17 protein-coding genes are annotated in these 17,585 nt (G+C 52.7%); all 17 read right to left on the bottom strand.

Features of this window, described 5'->3' with window-relative positions:
• Positions 1 to 43: 43 nt before the first annotated feature.
• Positions 44 to 1,282, bottom strand: a complete 1,239-nt coding sequence (locus ACYP03_RS21375) for an MFS transporter (protein ID WP_459782046.1) — start codon at positions 1,280 to 1,282, stop codon at positions 44 to 46.
• 228 nt (positions 1,283 to 1,510) lie between these two features.
• Positions 1,511 to 3,346: a glutamine--fructose-6-phosphate transaminase (isomerizing) gene (glmS, locus tag ACYP03_RS21370; RefSeq protein ID WP_459782045.1), complete on the bottom strand. Its 1,836-nt coding sequence runs from the start codon at positions 3,344 to 3,346 to the stop codon at positions 1,511 to 1,513.
• A gap of 23 nt (positions 3,347 to 3,369) precedes the next feature.
• Complete coding sequence (locus ACYP03_RS21365; RefSeq protein WP_248144745.1) at positions 3,370 to 4,143, bottom strand: DeoR/GlpR family DNA-binding transcription regulator; 774 nt, start codon at positions 4,141 to 4,143, stop codon at positions 3,370 to 3,372.
• 168 nt (positions 4,144 to 4,311) lie between these two features.
• Positions 4,312 to 5,673, bottom strand: coding sequence for a bifunctional UDP-N-acetylglucosamine diphosphorylase/glucosamine-1-phosphate N-acetyltransferase GlmU (gene glmU, locus ACYP03_RS21360; protein WP_459782044.1), 1,362 nt, complete (start codon positions 5,671 to 5,673; stop codon positions 4,312 to 4,314).
• 211 nt (positions 5,674 to 5,884) lie between these two features.
• Entirely contained in the window at positions 5,885 to 6,307 is a 423-nt protein-coding gene (locus ACYP03_RS21355) for a F0F1 ATP synthase subunit epsilon (protein ID WP_248144743.1), read from the bottom strand.
• Positions 6,308 to 6,324: 17 nt separating this feature from the next.
• Complete coding sequence (gene atpD / locus ACYP03_RS21350; protein ID WP_248144742.1) at positions 6,325 to 7,731, bottom strand: F0F1 ATP synthase subunit beta; 1,407 nt, start codon at positions 7,729 to 7,731, stop codon at positions 6,325 to 6,327.
• Between the two features lie 32 nt (positions 7,732 to 7,763).
• Complete coding sequence (gene atpG / locus ACYP03_RS21345; protein WP_248144741.1) at positions 7,764 to 8,630, bottom strand: F0F1 ATP synthase subunit gamma; 867 nt, start codon at positions 8,628 to 8,630, stop codon at positions 7,764 to 7,766.
• A gap of 44 nt (positions 8,631 to 8,674) precedes the next feature.
• Positions 8,675 to 10,216, bottom strand: a complete 1,542-nt coding sequence (gene atpA, locus ACYP03_RS21340) for a F0F1 ATP synthase subunit alpha (protein WP_459782043.1) — start codon at positions 10,214 to 10,216, stop codon at positions 8,675 to 8,677.
• A gap of 16 nt (positions 10,217 to 10,232) precedes the next feature.
• Complete coding sequence (gene atpH, locus ACYP03_RS21335) at positions 10,233 to 10,766, bottom strand: F0F1 ATP synthase subunit delta (RefSeq protein ID WP_459782042.1); 534 nt, start codon at positions 10,764 to 10,766, stop codon at positions 10,233 to 10,235.
• A gap of 17 nt (positions 10,767 to 10,783) precedes the next feature.
• A complete protein-coding gene (gene atpF / locus ACYP03_RS21330) occupies positions 10,784 to 11,254 on the bottom strand; it encodes a F0F1 ATP synthase subunit B (RefSeq protein WP_248144738.1) in 471 nt (156 codons plus the stop codon).
• 48 nt (positions 11,255 to 11,302) lie between these two features.
• Positions 11,303 to 11,560: a F0F1 ATP synthase subunit C gene (gene atpE, locus ACYP03_RS21325; RefSeq protein WP_005302247.1), complete on the bottom strand. Its 258-nt coding sequence runs from the start codon at positions 11,558 to 11,560 to the stop codon at positions 11,303 to 11,305.
• 69 nt (positions 11,561 to 11,629) lie between these two features.
• Positions 11,630 to 12,436, bottom strand: a complete 807-nt coding sequence (atpB, locus tag ACYP03_RS21320; RefSeq protein ID WP_036751196.1) for a F0F1 ATP synthase subunit A — start codon at positions 12,434 to 12,436, stop codon at positions 11,630 to 11,632.
• Between the two features lie 8 nt (positions 12,437 to 12,444).
• On the bottom strand, positions 12,445 to 12,834 hold the full coding sequence (locus ACYP03_RS21315) for a F0F1 ATP synthase subunit I (RefSeq protein WP_248144737.1): 390 nt from the start codon (positions 12,832 to 12,834) through the stop codon (positions 12,445 to 12,447).
• 177 nt (positions 12,835 to 13,011) lie between these two features.
• Positions 13,012 to 13,908, bottom strand: coding sequence for a ParB/RepB/Spo0J family partition protein (locus tag ACYP03_RS21310; protein ID WP_248144736.1), 897 nt, complete (start codon positions 13,906 to 13,908; stop codon positions 13,012 to 13,014).
• A 12-nt stretch (positions 13,909 to 13,920) separates the two neighbouring features.
• Positions 13,921 to 14,715: a ParA family protein gene (locus ACYP03_RS21305; protein WP_248144735.1), complete on the bottom strand. Its 795-nt coding sequence runs from the start codon at positions 14,713 to 14,715 to the stop codon at positions 13,921 to 13,923.
• A 17-nt stretch (positions 14,716 to 14,732) separates the two neighbouring features.
• Positions 14,733 to 15,356, bottom strand: coding sequence for a 16S rRNA (guanine(527)-N(7))-methyltransferase RsmG (rsmG, locus tag ACYP03_RS21300; protein ID WP_459782041.1), 624 nt, complete (start codon positions 15,354 to 15,356; stop codon positions 14,733 to 14,735).
• Positions 15,353 to 17,257, bottom strand: coding sequence for a tRNA uridine-5-carboxymethylaminomethyl(34) synthesis enzyme MnmG (gene mnmG, locus ACYP03_RS21295; protein WP_459782040.1), 1,905 nt, complete (start codon positions 17,255 to 17,257; stop codon positions 15,353 to 15,355). The genes rsmG and mnmG overlap by 4 nt, the downstream gene beginning before the upstream one ends.
• Positions 17,258 to 17,585: the final 328 nt, after the last annotated feature.

Genomic DNA, 17,585 nt, shown 5'->3' with positions numbered 1-17,585 from the left:
CCGGACAGATTCCGGGCAACCCGTTGAATATGAAGCGAACGTCTTACACGTCCTTTTCAATTTCTGCCGGGTTCAAGCGTATGGAGGAAGCCATATTCATCCGCCAGTAAGCAATGACCCCCATCAGCACGGTACTGGCCATGACGACCGGCGTCCAGTTCGCGAAAGCCGACTCTAAGAGCCAGCCGAACACCAAATAGCCAGCGGGAACTGAAAGAAAGCGGACAGAAGAGAACAGCGTCATCACCCGCCCGAACAAAGCTTCAGGCACCACGGTTTGGATCAGGGTGACTTCAATCGGACCAGCAAACCCGAGGCACAGCCCGATAACAAAAAGCTGAATGAAAAACAGCGGCTGGCTCGCGAAGAATGACATTGAGAGAAGCACCACCGCCAGCGATAAGTAGCCCGTGAACATGATCTGCCGGTTCGAAAACCGCTTGCCGAAAAAGCCAAAAAGCAAAGACGAAACGCTGGTACCGGCCCCGAAGCATGTCATGGATACCCCCAGACTCATCACGGACTCAAATACAAACTTGTTCAAATAGGGCAGATAGACAAAAAGGAACGGGGTGATGACAAGATTAACCGTGGCACTGAGGTAAAGCACAGACAAAAGGGCGCGCTGCTGTCTCAGGTACTTCATCCCTTCTGAAAAATACCTCAGCGGAGGGGCAGAATCCGGCTCCGTGTGTTCAGCCTCCGGCCTGAAATGCTTCTTCAGAACAATCATGCCGAATGCAACCGCGAAGAATGTCGCTGCATCAAAGTACAGAGCGCTGATCGTGCCAAAAGCCGCCACAATCAGAGCCGCAACCACCGGGCCCAAAAGATCACAGATGTTTTCCAGGGTGGTATTCACCCCATTAATCAGGTGATGATCCAACTGATGCCGTTTGATTTCATGTCTTAAAATCACATCCTTGGCTAAACGGCTTGGGGTATCCAATAACGTGCTGAGCACCAGCAATGCCGCCAGAAGACTGAGGGTCAGCAGATCCGCATGATAGAAAACAGGGATCAGCAAGACACTGAAAAAGTTCACCAGATCAGAAAGGACCGACGCCCTGAATGCCCCTAACCGATCGACAAATGGCGCGCTAAAGAAAGTCGACAAAATCACAGGGGTGATTTTCGCAGCCATCACAGCAGCAACCAGAGCCGGGCTGTCTGAGATTTCCAGAATGAGCCAGGGGATAGCCACCTCTGTGAGGGCATTCCCTAAAATCGTTATCCCATTGAGGGTCAGCAACCCACAGATTGACCACGACATCCTGCGCATCTACGAGACTCCTTTCACGTCATTCGCTCTTTCGTCCGCTACATCCCGGCGACATATGATACAAGTTAAATATCCATTAACAAGATGAATCCCACAATGAAAAACCTCCTGCCGGGTATGACCCGACAGGAGGCTTGAAATAGACATCACATGCTATGTTCAGGACTGAATTCTGACGCAGCAGAACATCCTGAATGGCAATCTCACCGAGGTGAAGATCAGCCGGACTTACTCAACCGTTACAGACTTCGCCAGGTTCCGGGGCTGATCGACATCCGTCCCTTTGATCAGCGCGACGTAATAAGACAGCAGCTGCAATGGCAGGGTATAGAGGATCGGCGCGATAAACTCATCACAGTGCGGTACGTTCAGCACGGTCATGGTGTCATCGCTGGCGAAGTGGGCATTCACATCCGCAAACACATACATCAGGCCGCCACGGGCACGGACTTCTTCCACATTCGACTTCAGTTTCTCCAGCAATTCATTGTTCGGCGCCACCACAATCACCGGCATGTCGGCATCGATCAGGGCCAGCGGACCGTGTTTCAGCTCACCCGCTGCATAGGCTTCCGCATGAATGTAAGAGATCTCTTTCAGCTTCAGCGCACCTTCCATGGCAATCGGAGACTGCTCACCACGGCCCAGGAACAGGGCATGATGCTTATCTGCGAAATCTTCCGCCAGTGCTTCAATGTCACCCGCCATCGCCAGCGTCTGCTCGATTTTGGACGGCAGACTCTGCAGGGCCGACACCAGCTGAGTTTCCTGCGCAGCATCCATGGTCTGATTGCCCCGGCCAATTGCCGCCACCAGCATCAGCAGGCCCGCCAGCTGAACAGTAAAGGCTTTGGTTGAAGCCACACCGATTTCTGCCCCGGCTTTCATCATGTAAGCCAGATCGGATTCGCGCACCAGGGATGAACCCGGCACGTTACAAATCGTCAGGCTGGCCATGTAACCCATCTCTTTCGCCAGACGCAACGCCGCCAGGGTATCGGCGGTTTCACCGGACTGAGACAGCGTCACCAGCAGGCTGTTCTCAAACACATGCGATTTGCGGTAACGGAATTCGGAGGCAATCTCCACATTACAGGACACACCGGCCCATTGCTCCAGCCAGTAACGGGCAACCAGACCCGCATGGTAGCTGGTACCACAGGCAATGATCTGCACATGCTTCACTTTCTGCAGCAGCTCGGCAGCATGCTCACCAAACGCAGAAGCCAGAACCTGACCATTCGCCAGACGGCCTTCCATCGTGCGCTGCAGGGCAATCGGCTGCTCGTAGATTTCTTTCAGCATGTAATGGCGGTACTGGCCCTTGTCGCCGGCGTCATGGGAAACTTCAGATTCTTTAATTTCGCGTGCAACCGGCTCGCCGTGCTTGTCAAAAATCTTCACGTCAAAACGGGTCACTTCGGCCACATCCCCTTCTTCCAGGAATGCAAAACGGCGGGTGACCGGCAGCAGGGCCAGCTGATCAGAAGCCACAAAATGCTCATCCACACCATAGCCGATCACCAGCGGGCTGCCGGAACGGGCAACCACAATCCGGCTCGGATCGCGACGGTCCATGACCACAGTGCCGTATGCACCTTCCAGCTGAGTTACAGTCTTCTGCACGGCTTCCAGCAGGGTGGCTGCTGTGCGCAATTCCCAGTCAACCAGGTGAGCAATCACTTCGGTATCTGTCTGAGAAAGGAAAGTATAACCACGTTCAGTCAGCACTGCGCGCAGGGATTCATGATTTTCAATAATGCCGTTGTGCACAATGGCAATCTCATCACCGGACATGTGCGGGTGAGCATTGGTTTCCGATGGCTCACCATGGGTCGCCCAGCGGGTATGTGCGATGCCGGTGCCGCCGGAAATCGGACTGGCCGCAACCGCATCCGCCAGTTCCTGAACTTTACCCAGACGACGAACACGATTCAGCGCGTTGCTGCCATCGACGACCGCCACACCAGCCGAGTCATAACCCCGGTATTCCAGACGACGCAGGCCTTCAATCAGAATGCCAGCCACATCACGCTGGGCAACAGCCCCAACGATTCCACACATAGGATTCTCCTGCAAAAATATCGTTATTGATTGATGGCGGCACAGATCACCTGCACCCCTTGTTGTTCAATTTCCGCCCTGGCGGCCGGATCCAGCCCTTCATCGGTGATCAGGGTGTTGATACTGCTCCACGGCAGTTCCAGATTGGGGATACGACGGCCGACCTTGCTGGATTCGACCATCACCACCACTTCGCGGGAAACTTCAGCCATGACCCGGCTCAGGCCAATCAGCTCATTGAAAGTGGTGGTGCCGCGACTGATGTCGATACCGTCTGCACCGATAAACAGCTGGTCAAAATCATAGGAACGCAGGACAGACTCCGCGACCTGCCCCTGAAAGGCTTCAGAATGAGGGTCCCAGGTGCCACCGGTCATCAGCAGCGTGGGTTCGTTTTCCAGTTCATTGAGGGCATTGGCAACATTGAGCGAGTTGGTCATCACGATCAGTCCCTGCTTGTCACCCAGCAATCCAATCAGCGCCGCCGTGGTGCTGCCGCTATCGATAATCATCCGGTTATGGTCACGAATACGGGCAGCTGCGGCCTGAGCGATAGCTTGCTTTCGAATCGAAACTTCAGGTTCGTGCCCGGCGGCGACGATTTCAGACGGCATGGCAATCGCACCGCCGTAACGGCGCAACAGCAGACCTGTGGTTTCTAACGCCGCGAGATCTTTGCGGATGGTGACTTCAGACGTCGCAAACTGCTGGGCCAGTGCATCCACACTGACTTCGCCCTGTTCATTCACCATCGCCACAATGGCATGACGCCGTTGCTGAGTGTTTCGTTTCGACATAAAAGTTTTTCTTATGATTTAAATTTCGAACTGAAACCAAATATAGCAAAACAAAACAACAGAGATCAAGAAATTACCAAAAGCGCTGAAACGTTGTTGCGAGGAGGTGTGACTGCAGATCCAAAAAAGCAGCGCCGATGCGCTGCCTTCTCTGTTCCGGGATTCGGATTATTTTTTCTTCTCAGGCCGCTTCCAGCCTTTGATTGTCCGGGCCGGGGCGCGGGTAATCACTAACTCACCTTCACCCACATCCCGGTTGATCGTTGCACCGGCACCAATGGTGGCACCTTTGCCGATTTTCACCGGAGCGATCAGCTGCGTATCCGAGCCCACAAATACATCGTCTTCAATTTCAGTCCGGAACTTATTGGCACCATCATAGTTACAGGTAATGGTTCCGGCACCAATGTTCACGCGGTCACCGATCTCGGCATCCCCCAGATAAGTCAGATGGTTGGCTTTCGACCCTTGACCCAGACGGGCCTTCTTCATCTCGACAAAGTTACCGACATGAGAATCACCGACCAGCTCAGCACCCGGACGCAGGCGGGTAAACGGACCGACCGTACAGTCTTCACCGACCGTCGCACCTTCCACGATGCTGTAAGGACGAATCAGGGTGTTATCGTCAATTTCACAGTCAATCAGAACAGAACCAGCGCCAATCACGACGTTATTCCCCAATGTCACGTTGCCTTCGATCACAACATTGACATCAATTTCCACATCCTGACCACACTGTAGTGTCCCTCGCAGATCAAAACGGGCCGGATCACGCAGCATGACTCCCTGCTCCAGCAACCGCTCAGCCTGCATCAACTGATAAGCCCGCTCCAGACGCGCCAGCTGAACACGGTTGTTCACGCCTTCAACTTCCACCGCCATGGCCGGATGAACCGCCTGGATCTGACGGCCTTCTGCATGCGCCATTGCGATGATATCGGTCAGGTAGTACTCAGCCTGAGCGTTGTCATTCTTCAGCTGACCCAGCCAGCGCTTCAGATCACCACCATTCGCCACCAGCACACCGGTATTGATTTCACAGATGGCTTTTTGTGCCTCGGTCGCATCTTTCTGTTCGACAATCGCAACCACGGCCTCATTTTCACGTACAATCCGGCCATAACCAGTCGGATCATCCAGCACCACAGTCAGCAGACCAATCCCGCCTTCCGGCTGTGCATCCAGCAGGTTTTCCAGCGTTTCGCTGCTGATCAGCGGGACATCACCGTACAGCACCAGCACCTGCTCATCATCCGCGAAAGACTCAGCCGCCTGATTCACCGCATGACCGGTTCCCAGTTGCTCAGCCTGCAGAACCCAGTTCACCGGTTCTCCAGCCAGGCGTTCTTTCATCAAATCGCCGCCATGACCATAAACCAGGTGAAGATGGGCAGCCCCTGCATCGGTGCAGGTATCGATCACGTGTTTAACCATAGGTTTGCCCGCCAGCGTATGCAGTACTTTCGGCAGGGCAGAATACATGCGGGTACCTTTACCCGCAGCCAGGATCACAGCGCTGAAGCTCATGAATCAGTGTCCCTTCTAATGATGGTGAAAATTATCTTGATGCATTGTATCGGCACAGAGCGCCCGATATAAGCCTTTGCCGCATATTATTGACACAATGCATACAGGCGAGTGCCTGCTTTGTGAACTGTTCCTGCAGTTTCCGCCGGAAAGAAATCTACAGATATAAAAAAAGCGACCCAAGGGGTCGCTTTTTTGCTCAGGTGCCTGATTAACGCTTACGCTTGGTCAGCTCGATAACTCGAAGCTGAGCGATTGCTTTCGCCAGGTCACTGGCCGCTTGCGCGAAGTCGATATCGCCGTGCTGATTGTGGATACGCTCCTCAGCCTGACGTTTCGCTTCTTCAGCCTTGGCTGCGTCCAGATCAACACCACGGATAGCTGTATCAGCCAGAACAGTCACTGTCCCCGGCTGAACTTCCAGCATACCACCGGAGAGGTAGATCACTTCTTCCTCACCGTGTTGTTTTACGATCCGAACCATTCCGGGCGTGATAGCGGTCAGCAGCGGGGTGTGGCCTGCGTGAATACCCAGTTCACCTTCGCTACCGGTCACCTGGATATTTTCAGCACGACCAGAAAAGAGACTCTTCTCTGCGCTTACTACATCCAGATGGAAAGTTATCGCTGCCATGTCGCCTCCTGTTCAGCTTACAGCTTCTTCGCGTTTTCCAGTGCGTCTTCGATCGCGCCGCAGTACATGAATGCCTGCTCTGGAATGTCGTCGTATTCGCCAGCCAGCAGGCCTTTGAAGCTGCGCAGGGTATCTTTCAGTGGAACGTAGATACCCGGGTCGCCAGTGAAGACCTGTGCAACGTGGTAAGGCTGAGTCAGGAAACGCTCAATCTTACGTGCACGGGCAACAGCTTGCTTATCTTCTTCAGACAGCTCGTCCATACCCAGAATGGCAATGATGTCTTTCAGCTCTTTGTAACGCTGCAGGGTGCTTTGAACACCACGCGCGATATCATAGTGCTCCTGACCAACCACCAGCGGATCCAGCATACGAGATGTAGAATCCAGTGGGTCGATCGCTGGGTACAGACCCAGAGAAGCAATCTGACGAGACAGTACAACAGTCGCATCCAGGTGGGCGAACGTGGTTGCCGGAGACGGGTCCGTCAAGTCATCCGCAGGAACGTAAACGGCCTGTACAGATGTGATAGAACCAGTCTTGGTCGAGGTGATACGCTCCTGAAGCACACCCATCTCTTCTGCCAGTGTAGGCTGGTAACCTACTGCAGAAGGCATACGACCCAGCAGTGCAGATACCTCTGTACCGGCCAGGGTGTAACGATAGATGTTATCGATGAACAGCAGTACGTCACGGCCTTCATCACGGAACTTCTCAGCCATGGTCAGGCCAGTCAGAGCAACACGCAGACGGTTACCCGGTGGCTCGTTCATCTGACCGTAAACCATTGCTACTTTAGATTCTTCAGGTTTCTCCAGGTTTACAACCCCGGCTTCCTGCATCTCGTGGTAGAAGTCGTTACCCTCACGCGTCCGCTCACCAACACCGGCGAATACAGACAGACCTGAGTGTTTCAGGGCGATGTTGTTGATCAGTTCCATCATGTTGACGGTCTTACCAACACCCGCACCACCGAACAGACCGATTTTACCACCCTTCGCGAATGGGCAAACCAGGTCAATAACTTTTACGCCGGTTTCCAGCAGTTCAACTGCGTTCGACTGCTCTTCGTAGCTTGGTGCTGCACGGTGAATTGAGTAACGCTCTTCTTCACCGATCTCACCGCACTCGTCAATTGGCTGACCCAGAACGTTCATGATACGTCCCAGAGTCGCTGTACCGACTGGTACTTCAATTGGTCGACCTGTGTTTTCAACAGACAGACCACGACGCAGGCCATCAGAACTACCCATGGCGATACCACGAACTACGCCACCGCCCAGCTGCTGCTGAACTTCCAGTACCAAGGTACCTTTTTCTTTGGCATCAACGTGCAGGGCATCATATACCTGGGGTACAGAATCCTGTGGAAACTCTACGTCGACTACCGCACCGATGATCTGTACGATCTTACCTGTAGCCATCGTTAATCCTCTAAACTTATTAATTCTTTGCCTTAAACAGCGGAGGCACCAGAAACGATTTCCGACAGCTCTTGTGTGATCGCAGCCTGACGGGCTTTGTTGTACACAAGTTGCAGTTCGTCAATCAAGTTACCTGCATTATCAGTTGCTGCTTTCATCGCAACCATTCGGGCCGCTTGCTCACAGGCAAGGTTTTCGACCACACCCTGATAGACCTGAGATTCGACATAGCGAACCAGCAGGGTATCCAGCAGAGGTTTTGGCTCAGGCTCATAAATATAGTCCCAAGCGTGGTTGCGTTTCATTTCTTCGTCTTCTGACTTAGGCAAAGGCAGCAATTGATCGATCACTGGCGCTTGCACCATGGTGTTCACAAATTTGTTGTACACCAGATACAGACGATCCAGTTGGCCTTCATCATATTTCTTCAGCATGACACCCACGGTACCGATCAGCTCATCAACAGAAGGCTTGTCACCCAGACCTGTTACCTGAGCCGCAACACGGCCACCGTAGTTGTTAAAGAAAGCTGTAGCTTTGGCACCAATCAGGGCCAGCTCAACCTCAGCGCCTTTATCTGACCAGGCCTTCATGCCGTGAATAGCTTGTTTGAACATGTTCACGTTCAAGCCACCACACAGACCGCGGTCAGTCGAAACAATGATGTAACCTACGCGCTTGGCCTCACGCTCCTCAAGATAAGGATGCTTATACTCGAGGCTACCAAGGGCGATATGACCGATCACTTTGCGCATTGTTTGTGCGTATGGGCGTGATGATTCCATCGCGTCTTGCGATTTACGCATTTTAGACGCAGCAACCATCTCCATCGCTTTGGTGATCTTCTGAGTGTTTTTCACACTGCCGATCTTGTTACGTATCTCTTTTGCGCCGGCCATCGTTACTCTCCTTGAGCTGGTGATCGCTTGCGATCACCAACCAATTACCAAGTCTGGGTCGCTTTGAAATCTTCAACCAGTTTCACGAACTGGGTTTCAACTTCGTTGTTCCACGCACCCGTTTCATCAATCTGAGCAACCAGCTCAGCGAATTGACTCTTGGCGTAAGACAGTAACGCAGCTTCGAAATCTGCCAGCTTCGTCAGCTCAACATCTTTCAGGTAACCTTTCTCAGCAGAGAAAATCACCAGCGCCTGCTCAAATACAGACATTGGAGAGTACTGCTTCTGCTTCATCAGCTCGGTTACTTTCTGGCCGTGATCCAGCTGACGCTTGGTCGCGTCATCCAGGTCAGAAGAGAACTGTGCGAATGCTGCCAGTTCACGGTACTGAGCCAGTGCGGTACGGATACCACCAGACAGCTTCTTGATGATCTTGGTCTGCGCAGCACCACCAACACGGGATACCGAGATACCTGGATCAACCGCAGGACGGATACCGGCGTTGAACAGCTCAGTTTGCAGGAAGATCTGGCCATCGGTGATCGAAATCACGTTGGTCGGTACGAACGCAGAAACGTCGCCCGCCTGAGTTTCGATGATTGGCAGTGCAGTCAGAGAACCGGTTTTGCCTTTCACTTCACCGTTGGTGAACTTTTCTACGTACTCTTCGCTCACGCGAGCAGCACGCTCCAGCAGACGGGAGTGGAGGTAGAAAACGTCACCAGGGAATGCTTCACGGCCTGGTGGACGACGCAGCAGCAGAGAGATCTGACGGTAAGCAACAGCCTGCTTAGACAGGTCATCGTATACGATCAGTGCATCTTCACCGCGGTCACGGAAGTATTCACCCATAGCACAACCAGCATATGGCGCCAGGTATTGCAGTGCAGCTGCTTCAGAAGCAGAGGCAACAACAACGATGGTGTTCTTCAATGCGCCGTGCTCTTCCAGCTTACGAACCACGTTAGCGATGGTTGAAGCTTTCTGACCGATAGCAACATAGATAGAGTAGATACCAGAGTTCTTCTGGTTGATGATGGCATCGATCGCCAGTGCGGTTTTACCGATCTGACGGTCACCGATGATCAGCTCACGCTGGCCACGGCCGATTGGAATCATCGAGTCAACCGCCTTGTAGCCAGTCTGTACAGGCTGGTCAACAGATTTACGGTCGATAACACCCGGTGCAATCACTTCGACAGGCGAGGTGAAGTCACTCTCGATTGGGCCTTTACCATCGATTGGCTCACCCAGGGTGTTCACAACACGACCCAGCAGGGCAGGGCCGACTGGAACTTCCAGGATACGACCGGTCGCGGTCACTTTCATGCCTTCCTGCAGGTCAGCATAAGGACCCATTACAACTGCACCAACCGAGTCACGCTCAAGGTTCAGTGCCAGCGCGTAACGGCCGCCTGGTAGTTCAATCATTTCACCTTGCATGACGTCTGCAAGGCCGTGGATACGAATGATACCATCGCTGACAGAAACGATCGTACCTTCGTTACGCGCTTCACTTGCAACGTTGAATTTTTCAATCCGCTGCTTGATCAGTTCGCTAATTTCCGTGGAATTAAGTTGCATGCTCCAATTCCCCAAATCAAGACTGCAACGTATCGTTCAGTCGGGCCAGTTTGCCGCGTACTGATTGATCGATGACTAAGTCTCCGGCTCTAATTACAACCCCGGCAATCAGGGTCTCGTCTACACTGCAGTTCAGCTTAACCTTACGCGCCAGACGCTTTTCCAGCTTTTGACTGATCGCACTCAGTTGACCTTCGTCCAGTGCAACCGCAGAGGTCACAGTGGCGTCGATGGTTTTTTCCAGTTCGTCTTTCAGGAACAGGAACTGAGCACTGACATCAGAAAGTGCTTTCAGACGTCCGTTTTCAGCCATTACCTTGATCAGGTTCTGGCCGGCTTCGTTGAGTTGCTCGCCGCAGACGGAAATAAAGATTTCCACCAGCTTATCCGCCGCATAACCACCATCCAGGACATCCTGAATCGTTTCGTTTTTTGCGACTTCTGCAGCAAAGGTGAGCATTTCTGACCATTGGGCCAGCTCACCTTTCTCAACCGCATAATCAAAGGCTGCTTTAGCGTAGGGGCGTGCGATTGTAGTCATTTCCGACATGTTGCTTGCCCCTTCTATTACAGTTCTGCAGTGACTTTGTTAAGAAGATCAGCATGAGCGTCTTTATCAATAGAACGCTCAATGATTTTCTCAGCACCAATCACAGCCAGAGTTGCAACTTGTTTGCGTAGTTCATCGCGCGCGCGATTACGTTCTGCATCAATTTCGGCACGACCTTGAGTCAGAATTTTTTCACGCTCAGCCGTCGCTTCCGCTTTGGCCTCTTCGATGATTTGAGCTTTGCGCTTATTCGCTTGCTCAATCAGTTCAGTTGCAGTGCGTTTTGCTTCTTTCAGTTGCTCAGAAGCATTTGCCTGCGCCAGGTTGAGATCTTTGGCAGCGCGATCCGCAGCTGCCAAACCGTCAGCAATTTTCTTCTGACGTTCCTCAATCGCTTCCATAATTGGTGGCCATACATATTTCATGCAGAAGACCACAAACAGGAAAAACGCGATAGCCTGACCCAGCAAGGTTGCATTCATATTCACAACGGCATCTCCTAAAAAGGGTTGCTATGGGTCCGTTACGTTCGTGGATTAACCAGCCAGCTGTCCAACGAATGGGTTTGCGAATGTGAATAGCAGAGCGATTACGATACCGATCATTGGAACCGCATCCAGCAGACCTGCAATGATGAACATCTTAACTTGCAGCATTGGAGCCATTTCTGGTTGACGAGCAGCGCCTTCCAGGAACTTACCACCCAGCAGGGCGAAACCGATCGCAGTACCCAGGGCAGCAAGACCTACAATGATGCCCACGGCAATTGCAGAAAAGCTTAGTAAAGTTTCCATCACTATCTCCAGTTTATTGTTGTCGGCCTAAATGCCTGTAAAGAAAAACTTAAAAAATGTATTTACGTATTAATGATTGTCTTCGTGAGCCTGAGACAGGTACACGATAGTCAGCATCATAAAGACGAAAGATTGAATCGTAATGACCAGGATGTGGAATATTGCCCACGGAACCGAGCCCAGCCATTGTGCCCACCACGGCATCAGTGCCGCGATAAGGATAAACACCACCTCACCGGCGAACATGTTACCGAACAGACGCATACCCAGAGAAATAGGCTTCGCCAGCAGCGAAACTACTTCCAGTAGCAGGTTGAACGGAATCATAACCGGGTGATTGAACGGGTGTAATGCCAGTTCTTTGGCAAAACCGCCCAGGCCTTTGATCTTGATGCTGTAATAAATCATCAATGCAAAGACACCCAGCGCCATTGCCATGGTGATGTTAACATCGGCCGACGGTACTACCTTCAGATAAGGAATACCCAACCAATGCTCTGCCGGATAAGGAAGAAAGTCGATTGGAACCAAGTCCATGACATTCATCAGGAAAATCCAACAGAAGATCGTCAGAGCTAGCGGAGCTATCAGCGCGTTGCGGCCATGAAAGGTTTCTTTGACGCTGTTGTCAACGAATTCCACCATGATTTCCACAAAACACTGCAGCTTACCCGGCACCCCTGAGGTCGCCTTTCTCGCTGCCAGACGGAACAATCCTAAAAAGATCGCACCCGTCAACACAGAGAAGAAAAGGCTGTCGATGTGTACCGCCCAGAAACTTCCCTCGCTCACCAGGCCCAGCTTATCGGTTGATAAGTTAGTCAGGTGGTGAGTGATGTAACTGGATGGTGTAAGCGCTTCACCTGGCGCAGCCATAACTCATCCTATTTGTTGTTGTTAATGAATAAAACCGGCGCACAGATATTAATACCCAGAGCCAGCAAATAGGTCAGTTTGAGGGGAACAAGTTCCACCTCGACATACAGGTAGACAAGGGAAAACAAGATGACTGTAGTGAGGATTTTCAGCACTTCTCCGCTGTAGAAAGACGCCATCACCAGACGGGCCTTACTGGCTCCGCCAAAGAGAAAAGCGCACACAGAAAAAACGGCGTTAGCTATCACAAAGATGCCGCCACCGATCAGTGCAGAGATTCCCCAGTCAACATTGACAGCAAACACTGCCATGATTGCCGTTGTCAAAACGACGCCAGATTGTAATAACAACAACCGCTTCGCCAATTGGCGTCCCGGTCTGACCAGCGCCGAAACCATGTATTCATTCCTCGAGTCCGTTCCACTACACATACGTCGTGCTGGGAAAACTGCGAAAATTATACGGTTCAATAAATTGAATGCAATCTAATCACAGCAAAAAAACAGTTAGATTTTATAACACATTATCCCGATCACGCGGTGGTTACTTTTACGGCAAAAATAGTACGAAACTCGTCACACTTCCGAACTTAACATTGCCAGCAGTTGCTCTAACTTCTGAGGCTCGTCAAAATTTATTATAATTTTACCTTTCCCGCTTTTGCTTTGATTAATCGCAACTTGAGTGCCGAATTGTTCACTCAGACGGTTTTCTATCGCTTCGACTTGGGGATCAACAGGGGCAGGGGCGACCTCTGGGGCCGGTGCGAGCATTTTCTTGACCAGACGCTCGGTATCCCGGACAGTCAGAGACTTCGCCACGACGGTGTGGGCTGCTTCCAGTTGCTGCTCAGCAACCAGAGACAACAATGCACGGGCGTGACCCATTTCCAGCTGACGCTGGGCCAGCAACCGCTTGACCTGAGGCTCCAGCTGGTTCAGACGCAGCAGGTTGGAGACCGCAGCACGGGACTTGCCGAGTGCTTCGGCAATTTGCTGATGGGTGAGGGAGAATTCATTCTGCAATCGTTCCAGCGCCTGGGCTTCCTCAATGGCATTGAGGTCTTCACGCTGGATGTTTTCAATCAGAGCAATCGCAACGGTGGCACGGTCGTCCACGTTTTTCACCAGACAGGGAACGACTTGCAGTCCGGCCTGACGTGATGCCCGCCAGCGGCGTTCGCCGGCAATGATTTCATACTGTTGAGGTGCCAGCTGGCGAACCACGATCGGCTGGATCACCCCCTGAGCACGGATGGAGTCAGTCAGTTCCGCCAGCGCTTCCGCCGACATATCCTGACGAGGCTGATACTGACCCGGTTGCAGCTGACTGACCGGCAGTTCGCGCAGTGCGCCTTCGGCCGGTACCGTTTCTTCCTTGCTGACGGCCTCTGCGGCCTGTTGTCGTTCACGGGCCACCGAACTGGTGGCCAGCAGTGCGTCAAGACCCTTTCCCAGGCCTCGTTTATTCATGGACATGCTTGCTTACGCCTCTACCTGAGCCGGTTCCCGCTGGGTTTCCTCACGACGAATCATCTCTCCGGCCAGCGCCAGGTAAGCCTTGGCACCGCTGGAGGTTTTATCGTAGTACATGGCCGGGCAACCATGACTCGGGGCTTCGGCCAGACGTACGTTACGTGGGATCACGGTGCGGTACACCTTATCACCAAAATGCTTCTTCAACTGCTGGGACACTTCGTTCGCCAGCCGGTTGCGCGGATCATACATGGTGCGAAGCAAGCCTTCTATCTTAAGATCGGCATTGACCACGGCAGCCAGCTTACTGATGGTGTCCATCAGGGCTGTCAGGCCTTCCAGTGCAAAATATTCGCACTGCATTGGTACCAGAACCGAGTCTGCTGCTGTCATTGCGTTGATGGTCAGCAGGTTGAGGGAAGGCGGACAGTCGATGAAGATAAAATCATAGTGTTCACGAACCGGTTCAAGGGCCGTGCGCAGCCGGACTTCACGGGCAAAGACTTCCATGAGTTTGATTTCGGCAGCGGTCACGTCGCCGTTGGCCGCCACCAGGTGGTAACCACCGGCATTTTCAGTGATCACCACATCAGAGAACGGGGTTTCTTCGACCAGAAGTTCATATGCGGTCGCGTCAACCTGATATTTGTCGACACCGCTGGCCATGGTGGCATTACCCTGCGGGTCCAAATCAATCACCAGCACCTTGCGCTGGGTTGCGGCCAGGGACGCAGCCAGGTTGACACAGGTCGTGGTTTTACCCACGCCGCCCTTTTGGTTGGCAACAGCTATGACTTTTCCCACGAATCACCCTCGTTCATTCATTCCTTTGCCGTCAAGAGTACTAAATGACGCGCCCCCTCCAAGTCGGGGACATGCAAAGATTTGACCTCACTCACAGAACACCATGACGGCAGTTCTGCCAGCTCCTCTTCCGTAACCTGGCCCTTCAGTGCCATAAACCGGCCTTCAGCCGAAGGCAGATGACGGCACCAGTGAACCATGTCAGACATCGACGCAAAAGCCCGGCTCAGGACAGCATCGAAGCCCTGTTCCGGGATAAATTCTTCAACACGGCTCTGGACCGGCGTGACATTGCCGAGTCCCAGCTCATGCACAACCTGACGGATAAACCGGATCCGCTTCCCCAGACTGTCAAGCAGGGTAAACTGCTTGTCCGGGTGCATAATGGCCAGCGGAATCCCGGGTAAACCCGGGCCGGTTCCGACATCGATAAACCGGGATCCCTGCACCAGATAAGGGCTGACGACGATACTGTCCAAAATATGTTTGACCAGCATCTCGTTCGGATCTCTGACCGACGTCAGATTATACGCTTTGTTCCACTTGTGCAGCAGGCTAACATAACCCACCAACTGCTCAAGTTGCTGTTCTGTGACCTTGAGTTCAGTTTTTGAAATCAGTTGTGTCAGACGTTCTTTCACGCTGCTGCCTCCGCGTCACCTTTCTTCAGCAACCCATGTTTTTTCAGGTAGACCAGCAGCAGCGAAATCGCGGCTGGCGTAACGCCGGAAATCCGGGATGCCATGCCGATAGTCGCGGGTTTGGCTTCATTCAGCTTAGCAATGACCTCATTGGACAGGCCTTTCACCAGACTGTAATCCAGATCAGCCGGCAGCTTGCTCTGCTCATGACGCAGCGATTTCTCCACCTCTTCTTTCTGGCGGTCGATATAGCCCTGGTATTTAACCTGAATTTCAACCTGCTCACTGGCCTGGGCATCCTCATGCGCCGGGCCAAACGGCGCCTGGGCCGTCAGCTGCTCATAGGTCACTTCCGGACGGCGCAGCAGATCTTCACCACTAGCTTCGCGAACCAGCGGGGTTTTCAGAAATGCATTGACGGACGCCGCATGCTCAGAAGCCGGATGGATCCAGATCTCTTTCAGACGCTGACGTTCCTGCTCCATATGATTCATTTTTTCATTGAAGCGTGCCCAGCGTGCGTCATCGACCAGACCCAACTGACGACCGAGTTCGGTCAGACGGATATCGGCATTGTCTTCGCGCAGCAGCAGGCGGTACTCGGCACGGGAGGTAAACATGCGGTACGGTTCTTTGGTGCCCATGGTTGACAGGTCGTCGATCAGTACGCCCAGATAGGCCTGATCACGACGCGGGCTCCAGCCGTCTTTGTCCTGTGACTGCAGTGCGGCGTTCATCCCGGCCAGCAGCCCCTGTGCGGCCGCTTCTTCGTAGCCGGTTGTCCCGTTGATCTGACCGGCAAAGAACAGACCGTCAATAAATTTGGTTTCCAGCGTCGGTTTCAGATCACGCGGATCAAAGAAATCGTACTCAATGGCGTAACCTGGACGGATGATGCTGGCATTTTCAAAGCCTTTCATCGAACGAACGATTTGCATCTGCACGTCAAACGGCAGGCTGGTGGAAATCCCGTTCGGATACAGCTCATGGGTCGTCAGGCCTTCCGGTTCAATGAAGATCTGATGGCTGTTTTTATCGGCAAAGCGCATGACTTTGTCTTCGATCGACGGACAGTAACGCGGACCGATCCCCTCGATCACCCCGGAATACATCGGGCTGCGATCCAGGTTATTGCGGATCACATCATGGGTCTGCTCATTGGTGTGCGTGATGAAACACGGGATCTGATGCGGATGATCCGTCTGTTTCCCCATGAAGGAAAACACCGGCGTCGGATTGTCACCATGCTGTGCCTGTAACTGGCTGAAATCCACTGTACGGGCGTCAATGCGCGGTGGTGTACCGGTTTTCAGACGATCAACTCGGAAAGGCAGGGCACGCAGACGCTCCGCCAGTGCGATCGACGGTGGATCCCCGGCGCGGCCGCCGCTGTAATTTTCCAGACCGATATGGATCTTACCCCCCAGGAAAGTCCCCACGGTCAGGACCACGGCACGTGCGCGGAACTTGAGTCCCATTTCAGTCACAACGCCGACAGCCCGGTCGTTCTCAACAATCAGATCATTGACCGCCTGCTGGAACAGCATCAGGTTCGGCTGGTTTTCCAGCGCTTCACGCACAGCGGCTTTATAAAGCGCACGGTCAGCCTGGGCACGGGTGGCTCGGACTGCCGGGCCTTTCGATGAGTTCAGGGTCCGGAACTGAATGCCGCCCTTATCTATCGCGCGGGCCATGATGCCACCCAGGGCGTCCACTTCTTTTACCAGGTGACCTTTTCCGATCCCGCCAATCGCCGGGTTACAAGACATTTGTCCCAGCGTATCGATATTATGGGTCAACAGCAGGGTTTTCTGACCCATACGTGCTGCTGCCAGCGCGGCTTCCGTTCCGGCATGACCGCCACCTACCACGATGACATCAAAATTTTCCTGGTAAAACATGAAACTACCTCAGGTGATCAATTAGCCAGTCAATTTGCTTGGAGCAAAGGGGGGATATTCTACCGCGTTTCAAGGCAAGAAAGAATCACTCTTGACGATCAAATGATCAGGGGATTTGATCCTAAATATATATAAGATCTTTTAAAGAGATCTTTTATTGGATCTACTATTAGGATCACCGGATCGTGTGGATAAGTGATTTTTGATCCTGATGATCATGGAGTTAGGAAGGATCATTACTTGTGAGGGAAGTGGGATCTTCGTTGGGAAACCCTGGGATCTAAATCGCCACTTATCAACAAGGGTATCGGCGTGATGATCTTGTTCA

The sequence above is a fragment of the Photobacterium sp. R1 genome, assembly GCF_054600795.1.
The sequence above is the reverse complement of the archived record's forward strand: the minus strand, read 5'-3'. Positions and strand labels throughout refer to the sequence as shown.